The sequence below is a fragment of the Bordetella genomosp. 5 genome, assembly GCF_002261315.1.
Lineage (GTDB): Bacteria > Pseudomonadota > Gammaproteobacteria > Burkholderiales > Burkholderiaceae_B > Bordetella.
In genome coordinates, this window is record NZ_NEVP01000006.1 from 317,956 (window position 1) to 331,664 (window position 13,709).

General features: G+C 68.1%; 13 protein-coding genes. 5 read left to right on the forward strand and 8 right to left on the reverse strand.

Annotated elements, in window-relative coordinates; genetic code table 11:
• Window positions 1-109: 109 nt before the first annotated feature.
• Complete coding sequence (gene dbpA, locus CAL25_RS10275; RefSeq protein WP_094799865.1) at window positions 110-1,498, forward strand: ATP-dependent RNA helicase DbpA; 1,389 nt, start codon at window positions 110-112, stop codon at window positions 1,496-1,498.
• Between the two features lie 14 nt (window positions 1,499-1,512).
• Complete coding sequence (locus tag CAL25_RS10280; RefSeq protein ID WP_094799866.1) at window positions 1,513-2,328, forward strand: hypothetical protein; 816 nt, start codon at window positions 1,513-1,515, stop codon at window positions 2,326-2,328.
• Between the two features lie 8 nt (window positions 2,329-2,336).
• Here the strand turns inward: CAL25_RS10280 and CAL25_RS10285 are convergent, their stop codons facing one another.
• The 7 genes from CAL25_RS10285 to CAL25_RS10315 form a co-directional block, all read right to left on the reverse strand.
• Complete coding sequence (locus CAL25_RS10285; RefSeq protein ID WP_094799867.1) at window positions 2,337-2,669, reverse strand: hypothetical protein; 333 nt, start codon at window positions 2,667-2,669, stop codon at window positions 2,337-2,339.
• A 164-nt stretch (window positions 2,670-2,833) separates the two neighbouring features.
• A complete protein-coding gene (locus CAL25_RS10290; protein WP_094799868.1) occupies window positions 2,834-3,799 on the reverse strand; it encodes an ABC transporter substrate-binding protein in 966 nt (321 codons plus the stop codon).
• Window positions 3,800-3,807: 8 nt separating this feature from the next.
• On the reverse strand, window positions 3,808-4,659 hold the full coding sequence (locus CAL25_RS10295) for an ABC transporter permease (RefSeq protein ID WP_094799869.1): 852 nt from the start codon (window positions 4,657-4,659) through the stop codon (window positions 3,808-3,810).
• Entirely contained in the window at window positions 4,656-5,444 is a 789-nt protein-coding gene (locus CAL25_RS10300; RefSeq protein WP_094799870.1) for an ABC transporter ATP-binding protein, read from the reverse strand. Before CAL25_RS10300 ends, CAL25_RS10295 begins: the two co-directional genes overlap by 4 nt.
• A 10-nt stretch (window positions 5,445-5,454) precedes the next feature.
• The gene (locus CAL25_RS10305) at window positions 5,455-6,012 is read right to left on the reverse strand and encodes a carboxymuconolactone decarboxylase family protein (RefSeq protein WP_094799871.1); all 558 of its coding nucleotides are present in this window, start codon (window positions 6,010-6,012) and stop codon (window positions 5,455-5,457) included.
• 125 nt (window positions 6,013-6,137) lie between these two features.
• Complete coding sequence (locus CAL25_RS10310; RefSeq protein WP_094799872.1) at window positions 6,138-7,175, reverse strand: Bug family tripartite tricarboxylate transporter substrate binding protein; 1,038 nt, start codon at window positions 7,173-7,175, stop codon at window positions 6,138-6,140.
• Window positions 7,176-7,289: 114 nt separating this feature from the next.
• Window positions 7,290-8,387: a mandelate racemase/muconate lactonizing enzyme family protein gene (locus tag CAL25_RS10315; protein ID WP_094799873.1), complete on the reverse strand. Its 1,098-nt coding sequence runs from the start codon at window positions 8,385-8,387 to the stop codon at window positions 7,290-7,292.
• A gap of 94 nt (window positions 8,388-8,481) precedes the next feature.
• Between CAL25_RS10315 and CAL25_RS10320 the strand changes: the two genes are divergently transcribed.
• Window positions 8,482-9,375, forward strand: coding sequence for a LysR family transcriptional regulator (locus CAL25_RS10320; RefSeq protein WP_094799874.1), 894 nt, complete (start codon window positions 8,482-8,484; stop codon window positions 9,373-9,375).
• A 75-nt stretch (window positions 9,376-9,450) separates the two neighbouring features.
• On the opposite strand, the gene CAL25_RS10325 is transcribed toward CAL25_RS10320, so the two are convergent.
• Entirely contained in the window at window positions 9,451-9,648 is a 198-nt protein-coding gene (locus tag CAL25_RS10325; protein ID WP_094799875.1) for a hypothetical protein, read from the reverse strand.
• 87 nt (window positions 9,649-9,735) lie between these two features.
• Here CAL25_RS10325 and CAL25_RS10330 point away from each other — a divergent pair, with 87 nt between their 5' ends.
• Both CAL25_RS10330 and ligD read left to right on the forward strand, forming a co-directional pair.
• Window positions 9,736-10,824, forward strand: a complete 1,089-nt coding sequence (locus tag CAL25_RS10330; RefSeq protein ID WP_094799876.1) for a Ku protein — start codon at window positions 9,736-9,738, stop codon at window positions 10,822-10,824.
• A gap of 2 nt (window positions 10,825-10,826) precedes the next feature.
• Window positions 10,827-13,631, forward strand: coding sequence for a DNA ligase D (gene ligD, locus CAL25_RS10335; protein WP_094799877.1), 2,805 nt, complete (start codon window positions 10,827-10,829; stop codon window positions 13,629-13,631).
• The last annotated feature ends 78 nt before the right edge of the window (window positions 13,632-13,709 follow it).

The window sequence follows — 13,709 nt, forward strand, 5'->3', positions numbered from 1 at the left end:
CGATGCGGGCGGCGGCGCCCGCAGCGCGCCGCCGCCCGCATCGCTACCCACAAACGCATACACTGTCGGTCAACTCAGCCTTTTTCGCGCTTTTTGCGACCGCCTTGCCGTGACCACCACCTCTTTTTCTTCGCTTCCTCTTCAGTCCGCGCTGCTCGACAACCTGCAGGGGCTGGGCTTCGAACAGATGACGCCGATCCAGGCGCAGAGCCTGCCGCTCATTCTCGAAGGCTGCGATCTCATTGCGCAGGCCAAGACGGGCAGCGGCAAGACGGCGGCCTTCGGGCTGGGCGTGCTGCAGAAGCTCGACGTCAATCGCCTGACGCCGCAGGCGCTGCTGGTCTGTCCCACGCGTGAGCTGGCCGACCAGGTCGCCCAGGAGCTGCGCCGGCTGGCCCGCCTGATTCCGAACGTGAAGATTCTCACGCTGGTGGGGGGTGCGGCCGCGCGCCCGCAGGCCGAGTCGCTCGCGCGCGGCGCGCATCTGGTGGTGGGCACGCCCGGCCGCATCCAGGATCACCTCGAACGCGGCAGCCTCGATCTGGCCGGTATCACCACGCTGGTGCTGGACGAGGCCGACCGCATGGTGGACATGGGCTTTTACGACGATATCGTCGCCATCGCCTCGCATTGCCCGGTCAAGCGCCAGACGCTGCTGTTCTCGGCCACCTATCCCGACAACATCCGCAAGCTGAGCGCGCGCTTTCTGCGCAACCCGGCCGAGGTCAAGGTCGAGGCGCAGCACGATGCCAGCCGCATCGAGCAATATTTCTACGAGATCGCCGAAGACGAGCGGCTTGGCGCGGTGGTCAAGCTGCTGGCGCATTTCCGCCCGGTTTCGACGCTCGCGTTCTGCAATACCAAGATCCGCAGCCACGACCTGGTCGAGCGTCTGCAGGCCGAGGGCATCAGCGCCCAGGCGCTCAACGGCGACCTGGAACAGCGCGAGCGCGACGAGATCCTGATCCAGTTCGCCAACCAGAGCTGCGCCGTGCTCGTGGCCACCGACGTGGCGGCGCGCGGCCTCGACATTCAAAACCTCGGTGCCGTGATCAACGTCGACGTCACCAAGGACACCGAGGTCCATGTGCATCGCATCGGCCGCAGCGGCCGCGGCGACCAGAAGGGTCTGGCGCTCAGCCTGTGCTCGCCCGAGGAAATGCGCTGGGCCAATCTGATCGAGCAGTATCAGGGCGCGCCGCTCACGTGGGCCGACATCAACGCGCTGCGTCCCAAGTCCGACCGCCCGCTGCGCGCGCCGATGATCACGCTGTGCATCCAGGGCGGCAAGAAAGACAAGCTGCGTCCGGGCGATCTGCTGGGCGCGCTGACGGGTGACGGCGGTCTGGTGTTCGAACAGGTGGGCAAGATCAATATCACCGAATACAACGCCTACGTCGCGCTCGATCGCAAGATCGCCAAGCAGGCCTTTTCGCGCATCTCCAACGCCAGCATCAAGGGCAAGCGCTTCCGCATGCGCTTCCTCGAAGAGTTCTGAGCGCGCGCCGTCCCATGGGCCTTCGCACCGCTCGCTGGCTGGTCCTGTGCTGCGCGGCCCTTGCCGGTGGCGCGGCGGTGGCCGCCTCGAGCGTGTTCAACGCGCCGGCGGGGGGCGGGCAGGGCGTGTGGCAACAGAGCGTGGGCGGCAGGCAGTGGTTGCTGGACCAGGCCCTCAAGCGCGAGCCGCCCGACGCGGCCGTGGTCACGCAGGCCTATGTGGACCTGGGCATGGCCCAGCGCCATGCCGGCGACACCGACGCGGCGATCGCGTCGTTCGAATCGGCGCTCGCCTATCCGGCCGGCGCGATGGCGGAAGCAAGCTACCACGCTGCCCACAGTCAGTTGCTGGCGCTCTACGAGGGCGCCGCACGCTACGACGAGGCGCTCGCACTGATCGAGCAGTACCAGCCGCCGGCGGATGGCCGGACGCGGCTGAACACCGTGTCATTGACCGACCGCATCCTGTGGCAGCGGATCGAGGCCGATCGGGCGCAGGGCGTGGCGACGCCGCCCGACTGGCTCGCCAGGCGCTGGGCATTCCTGCAGAAAAGCGCGGCGTCGGGGCGCGCCCGTGCGCTTGGCGGCGCGGATGTCGGCGTGCACTGCATCCTGCCGATGGACCGCCGCGTGCCGCGCGCCGACAACGGCGGCACGGCCATCGTGCAGCTGACGCTGAACCCGGGGCTGCTCGAGGCGCGGCCCAAGATCGCGCGCTCGTCGGGCGATGCCGCGATCGACCGCTATGCCGTCGCGCTGCACGACCGCATACAGTGCGCGCCGGATCAGAAGCGCATGCAGGTGCAGCAGCCCGTGCGGGTCGAAAACTGAGCGCCTGATCAGGGCACCGTCACATGCCGCACCCAGACGGGTGCGAGCCAGCCGATCAGGATGCCGAGCACCAGCGCCAGGCCGAAGCCCTCGGCGCCCGCGCCCAGCAGCGCGGCCACGAGCAGGCAGCCCAGCGTCGCGAAACCCACCTGCCACCAGGCCGCGCGGCGGAAACTGCGCGGGGCGATCTCCGGCGCGGCAATCCCGCCGAACAGCGCGCCAGCCAGCGCCATCGCGGCGACGAACAGCGGCGCGTCGGTGCCGGTCATGTAAAAGCCGCTGATGGCGAAGACGACGGCGAAGGCCGCCATGACGGCCGCGGCGAGCTTGAGTGCAGACATACGATGCGTGGCAACGAGGTTGAGAATCGGCAGGCGCGCGAGCGTCTTTCCGGGCGGTGTCGAATCGGTGCGTATGGTAGCCAAGGGCCCGGCCGTGACCTGCAAGAAAAAGAAACAGGCAGTTTGCTCGCGCAAACTGCCTGCTGCATGGCTCGGCGCAACGATCAGTAGGTCTTGCCGGCGATCTCGTTGGACCAGCCCAGATCCAGCCATTTCGCGTCCTGCGGAATCTGCTTCAGGTTGCCCAGGTCGATCTGCGTTTGCAGCGCGTCGGTGAGCGATTGCGGCGGCAGGGCGACCGACTCGGCGAACACGCCGTCGTTGATGAGACGCTGCACCGACGCACGCACCACGGCGGGGTCGAGGTTCGGGAACAGCTTCAGGCCGCTCTTGACCGCTTCGTCGGGATTCTTGTGAATGGCCTTGAGCGCACGGTCGATACCGGAGACGAACTTGCGCGAGATGGCGGGATCGATGTCCTGGCGGGTGGAGATGGCCGAGAAGGTGTAGGGGCCGATCTCGCGCGAGAACGCCGACACGACCTTGTAGCCTTGCGCCTCGGCCTGCGACGCGCCCGGCTCGTACAGCACGGCGCAGTCCGCCTGGCCGGAGCTCAGCGGGCCGACTTCATTGCCCAGCGGCACTTCGAGCAGGTCCACATCGCGCTTCGGGTCCAGGCCGGCGCCCTTGAGCAGCTTGATGAACGCGGAGGTGCTGGTGGTGGGCATGGCGCCCGTGGAAATCTTGGCGCCCTTCAGGCTCTTGAAGCCATCGAAGGCGAAGCCCGACTTGCAGGTCAGCCACACGCCCAGGCGGTTGAGCGTGCCGCCCACGACCTTGACCGGTGCGCCGCGGCCGAATGAGATTGCGGTCCACTCGGGGCCGTGCAGCGAGAAGTCGGCGCTTTTGGAGATCACGGCAGCCAGCGCATTGGTCGAGCTCGAGGCCACGTCGATCCGCACGTCCAGACCTTCGTCCTTGAAGTAGCCATGCTCTTCGGCAAAGTACACGGGCAGATAGAACACCGACTTGAAGGCGGCGGAGACGACCGCTTTGTCGTTGGCCCAGGCGGAGGCGCTGAGCAGGCACGCGGCGGCGGCGGCCAGGCGCAGGGTGGTTTTACGAGTCATGATGCGTGTCAGAGTTTGAAGTTGGTAGCGTAGGTCTGATCCTTCCAGCGCAGCAGCCGCTTTTCGGCGATGTCCACGCCGGCGTAGAGCACGAAGCCCAGCGCCATCAGAGAGAAGATGCCGACCCAGACCGTATTGAGGTCATAGAGCGACGAGGCCACGAAGATCACGTGGCCGAGGCCGTATTTGGAGGAGATGAACTCACCGACCACGGTGCCCACCAGCGCGAAGCCGATGTTGATGCGGAACGTGCTGATGATGTAGGGCGTGGCCGATGGCACCACCACCTTGGTGAAGATCTGGCGCTTGGTCGCACCCAGCGACACCAGCATGCGCTGGATATCGGGATCGGCGTCTTTCGCTGCCTGGAACGCGGCCAGCAGCGCCACGATGGCGGTGAGCGAGATCGAGAGCGCCACCTTGGAAATCACGCCGGTGCCGAACCACAGGATGACGAGCGGCGCGAACGCGATCTTGGGCACGCTGTTGATCGCGACCAGAAAGGGTTCGACGACCTTCGCGCCATAGGGCGAATACCAGAGGGCCAGGCCCGGAATCGTGCCGACGATGGTGCCGATCACGAAGCCGGCCGCCGAGGCCCACAGGGTGTAGTTGGCGTGCACCCAGAGTTCGCCCGACTGGATCATGCGCCAGCCCGCCTCGAACGTGCCGGCCGGCGAGCCGAACAGGAAGCCCGACACCGCGCCCTGGCGCACGGCGAGCTCCCAGGCCGAGAAGATCAGGACCACGATGAACAGTTGGGCGAACCACACCGGCGGCAGGCGCCGGGGGCGGGAGGCGGCGCGCGCGGCGGATGCCGGCGCGGCCGCGGCGAGGGCGGTAGAGGAAGACTGGGTCATGCGTGAGCGGTCTGGATGTCGAGTTCCTGGCAGAGCAGGTCGAAATAGGCGGAGAAGCGGCTGTCGTGGCGCGCTTCCAGCGGCGACCGGGTATCGAGCTCGATCCGGTGTTCGCTCTTGAGGCGGCCGGGGCGCGCGCTCAGCACGAAGATACGTTCGGACAGCGCGATGGCCTCGTCGATGTCGTGCGTGACGAGGATCACCGTCTTGCCCTTCTGCGACACGGTGTCGGCGAGCATGCCTTCGAGAAACAGCCGGGTCTGGTAATCGAGCGCCGAGAACGGCTCGTCCAGCAGCAGGATGTCTGGGTCGGGAAGCAGCGTGCGGGCCAGTGCGGCGCGCTGGCGCATGCCGCCCGACAGAGCCTTCGGATAGCTGTCCTGGAAAGGCAGCAGGCCGAAGGTGTGCAGGTATTCGCGCGCCAGCTCGACCGATTCGGCGCGCGGCGTGCCGCGCAGCTCCAGTCCGACCAGCACGTTGTCGAGCACCGTGCGCCAGGGCATCAGCAGGTCGCGCTGCAGCATGTAGCCGACGCGACCGCGCAGGTTCGGCATGGGCTGGCCGTCGAGCAGAATGCTGCCGCTGTCGTGTTCCAGCAGGCCCGTCAGGATGTTGAACAGCGTCGACTTGCCGCAGCCCGACGGGCCGATGATGCTGACGAACTCGCCGGCGGCCGCATTCAGGCTGATGTCGTCGAGCACGTTGACCGTGCCCTTGTCGGTATGAAATTGCTTGGAGAGATGGCGGATCTCGAGCTTGGGCGCCGGGGAAGCAGCAGCGGACATCTCGATTCGCTCAGTGCTCACCGTGCGCGAGCTCGAGCGCCACCACATCTTCCGCGGCCACGCCGAGCGCTTCATTGAAGCGCTTGAAGAAGCTGCACAGCGCGATGCGGATGGTCAGCTCGACGATCTGCTCTTCGCTGTAAAAGCGCTGCAGCCGCGCGTAGAACGCATCCGTGACGTGATTCGGAGTGAGCGTGACCAGCACCGCGTAGTCGCGCACGACGAGGTCGTGCTCGTCGAGACCCGGCACTTCGGGATCGAGCAGATGGTCGATGGCTTCCTGCGAGATGCCGTGCGAGGCCAGCTTGGGCTCGTGCAGCGCCACGCAGTAATGGCAGGCATGCGCCTTGGAAGCGGTGAGCAGCGCGATCTCGAGGTGCCGCGGCGTGATCAGGCCATCCTTGCGCGACTCCACCAGATACGAGAACAGGTGCTTCAGGGCCGGCGGGCGCGGCGCGAATGCGTTGAGCATGTTCGCGTACGGGCCGTAGTCGGTGAGCAGTTGATCGAGCAGGGCGGCGGTGGCGGGATCCAGCTTGGCGGGATCGTGGGGAGAGAGGCGGGACAAGACGGTTTCCACAACGAGTGAAGCAGGCGCCTATCCTAGGCCTGTCCCGCGCTGGAACGAACGACCGATCCCTTGTATCTATATGCGTTGCGGTGATGAAGCGGGGGCGGAACCCCCGCTTTCACTCATTCGGCCTTGATGCCGCCGCGCTGGATCACGTCGCGCCACTTGGCCACATCGGCGCGGATGCGGGCCTCGAACTCCGCCGGCGTGCTGCCCACCGGGGCGAAGCCCAGGCCGGCAAGCTTGTCGCGCAGCGCGCCTTCGCGTACCGACCTGGCCAGCGTCGTGGACAGCCGCTCGATCACAGGCGCGGGCACGCCCGCGGGCGCGATCAGCCCGAACAACGGAGAGATGTCCACGCCGGCCAGGCCCGCTTGCGCGAACGTGGGTACGTCGGGCAGCTGTCTGGCGCGCTGCGCGCCGGTGACCGCCAGCGCGCGCAGCTTGCCGCCCTTGATGTGCTCGGCCAGCGTCGGCACGGTGCCGAAGGCGAACTGCACCTGACCGCCGAGCAGGTCGGTGAAGACCGTGCCGCCGCCGCGGTAGGGCACGTGCAGCACGTTGATGCCGGCCTGCTGGCGCAGCTGTTCGCCGGCAAGATGCGGCGCGCTGCCCACCCCCGCCGACCCGAAGGACAGCGAGCCGGGCTGCGCGCGGGCGAGCGCGATGAACTCGGCGAGGGTGTTGGCCTTGACCGAAGGATGCACCACCATCACGAAGGGCGCGGTGGCCATCAGCGAAATCGGCGCGAAGTCCTTGAGCGTGTCGTAAGGCAGCTTGTCGCCGAGCAGGCCGGGATTGATCGTGAACGTGGAGTCCACGATGCCGAGGGTGTAGCCATCCGGCGCGGCCGTGCCGACGGCGCGGGTGCCGATCGTGGTGCCGCCGCCGCCGCGATTCTCGACCACGAAGGTCTGGCCCAGCGCTTCCGCCCAGGCCTGGCCGGCCATGCGCCCGAGCGTATCGGTGGCCGCGCCAGGCGGGTACGGCACGATCAGTCGCACGGTCTTGTCCGGGTAGCCGGCCGCCGGACGGCCGGCCCCCGGATCGCCGGCCGCCGGATGGCCGGCCCCCCGGGCCGGCAGGGCCCACGGCGAGACGACGGCGGCGGCGGCCAATGCGGTCGAACGGATCAGAAAGCGGCGGCGGTGCATGGTCATGGTTGTCTCCTGTGATTGTTCTGGGGGGCGGTGCGGCGGTGTCCGGCGTAGCGCTGGGGCCTGTGTGTCGTCGGATGCCGCTTCGACGTCGACCGTATCGACGCCCGTCGCGCGTCACTCGCTGTAGCGGCCTTCGGCCAGGGCGGTTTCGGGGTCGGCGCCCAGTCCCGGGGTGTCGGGAACGGCGAGGCGGCCGCGCCTGATGGGCACGGTGGCGCCATAGGGCACGTGGGCCAGCTCGACATACAGGCGTTCCAGTGAGACCTCATGCGCCTGCGCGGCGATCAGGTGCAGGCTGGCCAGAAAGCCCGGGCCGAAGAAGGCCACCTGCGGCGCGCACGCCACCGCGGTGCCTGCGCACGCACGCGAGATCTCCCACGCGGCCGTGAGCCCGAGCTTGATGACGCTGGGTTGCACGTAGTCGGTGGCCTCGGTGGCGATCATGCGATGCAGGGCATAGGCGCTGCTGGCGTTTTCGCCGACGGCCACGGGCACGCCGCAGACGGCTTTGAGTCGGGCCAGCGCCTCGGCGTCTTCGGGCGGCCACAGCGGCTCTTCGATCCAGAAAGGGTCGTGGGCACGCATCGCGGCGATCTCGTCCTCGGCCTGGCCGGGCAGCCAGGCGCAGTTGGTGTCGACCATGATGGGGATGCCGGGGCCGGTGGCGGCCCGCGTGGCGCCGACCGCGTCGGCCGTGCGCTCGTGCAGTTTGATCTCTTCGTACCCCTCGGCGAGCGCCTGCGTCGTGACAGCGTGCAGGCGCTCGGCGTTGCCGTAGTACTGCAACAGCGAGGCATACACGCGCACGCTGTCGCGTTGCTTGCCGCCGAGCAGGGCGTAGAGCGGCTGTCCGGCGCGCTTGGCGCGCAGATCCCACAGCGCGATATCCAGGCCGGCCAGCGCGTGCACGACCGGGCCGGAGCGGCCGAGGTTGTGCAGCACGCGTTGCATGGTGGGCAGGAGCGTGTCGTCGTCGGCGTTCTTGCCGCAGGCGAGCGGCGCGATCAGCGTCTCGAAGATGGCGGGAAGCGCGCGCGGCTCCACGCAATACGACTCGCCCCATGCGACGGTGCCGTCCTCGGTCTGCACCCGCACGAGCGCGCTGTCGAGCTTGTCGCGCGGGCGTCCGGCGAAGAGCGGCGCGGGGCTCCAGTGATGAAACGGCAGGCGCATCGGAATGCAGGTGACGGACGTGATGGTATTGGCGGACATCGTGGCGGCGATAGCGTAGGAACGGAATCGATTGTGGTGCGCGCGATTTCATATGGTCAAATAGATAAATAAACTGATTCCATACGGATTTCATATGATCAGCCGCCGCGAACTCACGCTGTTGCGCGCCATGTACCAACACGGAACCGTCACGGCCGCGTCGGCCGCGATCGGCATGACGCAGCCGGCCGCGAGCGCGCTGCTGCGCGATCTCGATACCCGGCTCGGCTTTGCCTTGTTCAGTCGGGAACACCGCCGGCTGCAGCTCACCAGCCAGGGTCGCGCGCTCATCCCGGAGGTGCTCAATGCCCTGGCCGGGATCGAGTCGGTGGACCGGCTGGCGAGCGACATCCGGTACGGGGCCCAGGCGCGTCTGGCGATCGGCGCCGTGGCGATTGCTGCGACCAGCCTGTTGCCGCCCGCGCTGGCGGCCATGCGGCGTGCGCACCCCGGCGTCGCGGTCACGGTGCGCGCCGGCACCGCGCTCGAGATCATCGACATGGCCGCCGATCATCGGATCGATCTGGGGATCATGGTCGGCAACCTGGCCGACGGCGATCGCGTCGCGGGTGAGCGCCTGGCCTCGCTCGCGCTGCATGCGGTGTTCCGCGCGGATCACCCCTACGCGGCACGGCGGCGCCTGACCCTCGCACAGGTGGCCGACGACGGGCCGATCGTGCTCGCCACGGCCTTGCCGGCCGGACGCGCCACGCGGCAGGCGCTGGAAGCGCGCGACCTGCCGTATCGGCCGCTCATCGAGGTGGGGCAGTCGTCGGCGGCCTGCGCGCTCGCCGCCGAGGGACTGGGCGCGGCCATCGTGGAGAGCCTCGGCGCGTTGCATGCGCAACGCCTGGGTCTGAGAACGCGCCTTCTGCTGGCGCTGGACGACCCCGCGCTCACGGTGGTCTGGCCGCGCGACCGCGCCATGAGCCCGGCGGGCGAGGCCTTGCGCGAGGCGTTCCGCGACGCGGCCGCGCGCGGAATCTGACGGCCGCGCCCTCTGACGCCGCCGCGCGCGGAATCCAAGCGTGCGCGCAGGGGCAGCGTCGCCTGGGCCGGGGTGTCAGCCGGGTGGTGCGCGCCGCGCCGTGTCGTCTTCGGGCGCGACCCGGTCCACCGAGACATCGGGGTAGGCGATACGGGCGGCGGCTTCGGCCTGGGCGGCATCGGGGTAGCGGCCGCGGTCTTCCTGGACGCCCAGCAGCGCGATGCTGCGGAACGACCATTGTCCATCGGGATGCTGAAAAACTTCGACGATCATGGCGATACTCCGTCGGGTATGAGGCTTGCTGCGCGATCGGGTCGAACCGGGCGTGAGGCACGCCCGACGCTCAGCGCAGGAGACATCATGGCATCCACTCGAACGATCTGGAAAGGGGCCATTTCCTTTGGCCTGGTGCATATTCCCGTGGGCTTGCACACCGCGACGACGGAGTCCGGCGTGGACTTCGACTGGCTCGACAAGCGCACCATGGACCCCGTGGGCTACAAGCGCATCAACAAGCGCACGGGCCGCGAGATCGATCGCGATTTCATCGTGAAGGGCGTGCAATACGAAGACGGCAAGTACGTGGTGATCTCGCCGGAAGAGATCAACCAGGCCTATCCGCGCACGACGCAGACCATCGAGATCGACCGCTTCGTCGACGCGGCGGACGTGCCCTTCCTGTATCTGGAGCGGCCCTACTACCTGGCGCCCATCAACAAGGGGCACAAGGTCTACGCCTTGCTGCGCGATACGCTGGCCAAGACCGGCAAGATCGGCATCGCGCGCGTGGTGATCCAGACTAAGCAGCATCTCGCCGCGCTGATTCCTTCCGGCGATGCGCTGGTGCTCGATCTCATGCGCTGGGGCGACGAGGTCAAGGCCGTGGATGAGCTGGATCTGCCCAGCGGCAAGTCCGCGACGCCCAGTGCCAGCGAGCTGAAGATGGCGAAGATGCTGGTCGAGGACATGAGCGCGCCCTGGAATCCGGACGATTTCAAGGACGAGTTCAAGGACGCGATCATGAGCCTGGTCGAGAAGAAGGCCAAGGCGGGCGAGGGCGAAACGGTATGGGAGCCCGAGGAAGAGGCGCCGAGCTCGAGCGATAACGTCATCGACCTGACCGAGCTGCTGCAGCGCAGTCTGAAGTCGCGTGGCGCGGGCGGCAAGAAGTCGGGCTCGGACAGCGCGACGGTGACGCCGGTGCGCAAGGAAGAGAAAAGCGCCGCCAAGACGACGAAGAAGACCGCTGCAAAATCCGCCTCGGCCAAGAAGGCCGCAACCAAAACGTCCGCCGGCAAGACCGCCTCCAGGAACAGCAAGTCGGCCGGCAAGAGCGCGACCAAGACCGCGTCCAAAGGATCGGCGAAATCGGCGTCCAAATCAGCCGGCAAATCAGCGAGCAAGACCTCGCGCGGCAATGGTGATGCGCGTACGCGCAAGGCGGCCTGACCATGGCCGATACGCTCAAGACCTATCGCGAGAAGCGCGACTTCAAGGTGACCTCGGAGCCAGCGGAGGGCGGCGATGCCAACCCCGACGCGCTCGCGTTCGTGGTGCAGAAGCATTGGGCGAGCCGCCTGCATTACGACTTCCGCCTTGAGCTGGACGGCGCCATGAAGAGCTGGGCGGTGCCCAAGGGGCCCACCTATGACCCGACGGTCAAGCGGATGGCGGTGCAGGTCGAGGATCATCCGATCGCGTACAACCAGTTCGAGGGCGAGATACCCAAGGGCCAGTACGGGGCGGGCAAGGTCATCATCTGGGACGAAGGGATATGGCAGCCGCTGTCCGATCCGCGCAAGGGCTACCGCGACGGTCATCTCAAATTCGAGCTGCACGGTTCCAAGCTGCACGGGCGCTGGGCCCTGGTGCGCATGAAAGGCAAGGGCGAGAAGCAGGTGCCGTGGCTGCTCATCAAGGAGAAGGATGCGCTGGCCAAGCCCGAGAGCGAATTCAGTCTGGTGGACGAGTATCCGGACAGCGTGGTGCCGCTGCGCGGCGAGCCGCGCAAGGCGCCGGCAGCCGATGCGGACGAAAAAACGGCCCGCGGTGCCGCGCCGAAGAAACGCGCCGCCAAGCAGGTGGGCCGGGCCTCCGCGCGGAAGGCGGCTGGCGCCGAGCCAGCCGATGCTGCGGCAGCCGATGCTGCGGCAGCCGATGCTGCGGCAGCCGACGCTGCGGCAGCCGGTGCTGCATCATCGAGCGCAGCCGGCGAGGTGGACCTGCCGGGACGCGCCGCGCCGTTGCCCGACACGCTGCGCCCGCAGCTGGCGACGCTGGTCGAACGCCCGCCGCATGCGCCCGGCGAGTGGATTCACGAACTGAAGTTCGATGGCTATCGCGTGATGGCGCGGCTCGACCGAGGCGAGGCCCGGCTCTACACCCGCAACGGCCACGACTGGACGGCGCGGATGCCGCAACTGGCCCGGGCAATCGCCGCGTTGCCGGTATTGAACGCCTGGATCGACGGCGAGATCGTCGTGATGGCCGATGACGGCAATCCCAGCTTTCAGGCGCTACAGAACGCCTTCGACGAGGAGCGTGCCGAACGCATTCTGTACTACGCTTTCGATCTGCCTTACGTGACCGGCCGGGATCTGCGCGAGGAGCCCTTGTGGCGCCGGCGCGAGATCCTCGAGCAGGTGATCGCGCGCGGCGAAGAGCCGCTGCGATTTAGCGCGGCCTTCGACAAACCCGTCTCGGACCTGGTGGCCTCGGCGTGCAAGCTGGGCCTGGAGGGCATCATCGCCAAGCGGCGCGATGCGCCGTATGTCACACGCCGCAGCGATACCTGGATCAAGCTCAAATGCGCCCGGCGCCAGGAGTTCGTGATCGCGGGCTACACCGAGCCTCAGGGCACGCGCGTGGGGCTGGGCGCGCTGGTGCTGGCCGTGCATGACCAGGAAGGCACGCTGCGTCACGCCGGCAACGTCGGCACCGGTTTCGATGATCGCATGCTCGCGGATCTGGTGGCGCGCCTGAGCAAGATCGAGCGCGCCGACAGTCCGCTCGCGCCGGGCGCCAAGCCCGGCCGCAAGGTGCACTGGGTCGAGCCGCGTCTGGTGGCCGAGGTGTCCTTCGGCGAATGGACCGGCGCGGGTCATGTGCGGCATGCCGTGTTTCGCGGACTGCGCGAAGACAAGCCGGCATCGGCGATCGTGCGCGAGACGCCCGAGCGCGGGGCTGGCGCCGCGGATACGCAGGCGGACGATGGCGGCAAAGCCGATCGGCGCACACAGGCAGCCGGAACGGCCAAATCTTCGAAGAAGGCCGGGTCCACGAAAAAGGCCGACGCCGCGGACAACGCGGCCGCCGGCGAGTCCGGCAAAAAAACAAAAGCCTCAAAGGCCGACGGCGCCGCTCGGGCGGGCCAGGACGACATCGGCGCCCGCGCCAAGCCGGGCCGGCTGACCAGCCCCGATCGGGTCATCGACGAGCAATCCGGTGCGACCAAGCTCGATCTTGCCCGCTATTACGCGCTGGTCGCGCCGCAGATCCTGCCGCATCTGGCCGGGCGGCCGACCTCGTTTCTGCGCGCGCCGGCGGGCATCGGCGCGGCGATGTTCTTCCAGAAGCACCTGGAACACGCCATGCCCGGCGTCCTCACCCTGCCGCAGGAACTCGACCCCGATCATCCTCCCTTGCTCGAGGTGCCGAGCGACACGGCGCTGATGTCGGCCGTCCAGATGAACGTGGTGGAGTTCCATACCTGGAACGCCCACAAGGACGCGATCGACAAGCCGGACCGCATGGTGTTCGACCTCGATCCGGGCGAGGGCGTGCAGTGGACCGCGGTGGTGGAGGGGGCGCAACTGGTGCGCACGCTGCTGCAGGAACTCGGCCTGACCGCCTGGCTCAAAACGAGCGGCGGCAAGGGGCTGCACGTGGTGGTGCCGCTACGGCGCCAACATGATTGGGACACCGTGAAGGGCTGCGCGCAAGCCATCGTGCGGCACCTCGCGCAGACCGTGCCGCAGCGTTTCGTGGCAAAGAGCGGTCCGCGCAACCGGGTGGGCAAGATCTTCGTCGACTACCTGCGCAATGGCTTCGGCGCCACCACGGTGGCCGCCTGGTCGGCCCGTGCCCGGCCCGGGCTGGGCGTGTCGGTGCCGCTGGCCTGGGACGAACTGAAGTCGCTCAAGCGCGGCGACCAATGGACGGTGCGCAACATTCATGATCGGCTCGACGTGGGCGATACGCCTTGGGACGACTACCGCCCGCAGTCGCTCGCGGCCGCGCTGGACGCGTTCAAGTAAGCAACTTCGGGTGCGACCCGGCCGCTGACGCCTCGGCCCGGCTTGGGGCGGCGGTGGCGGCGGCCGGGTCGTGCGCAG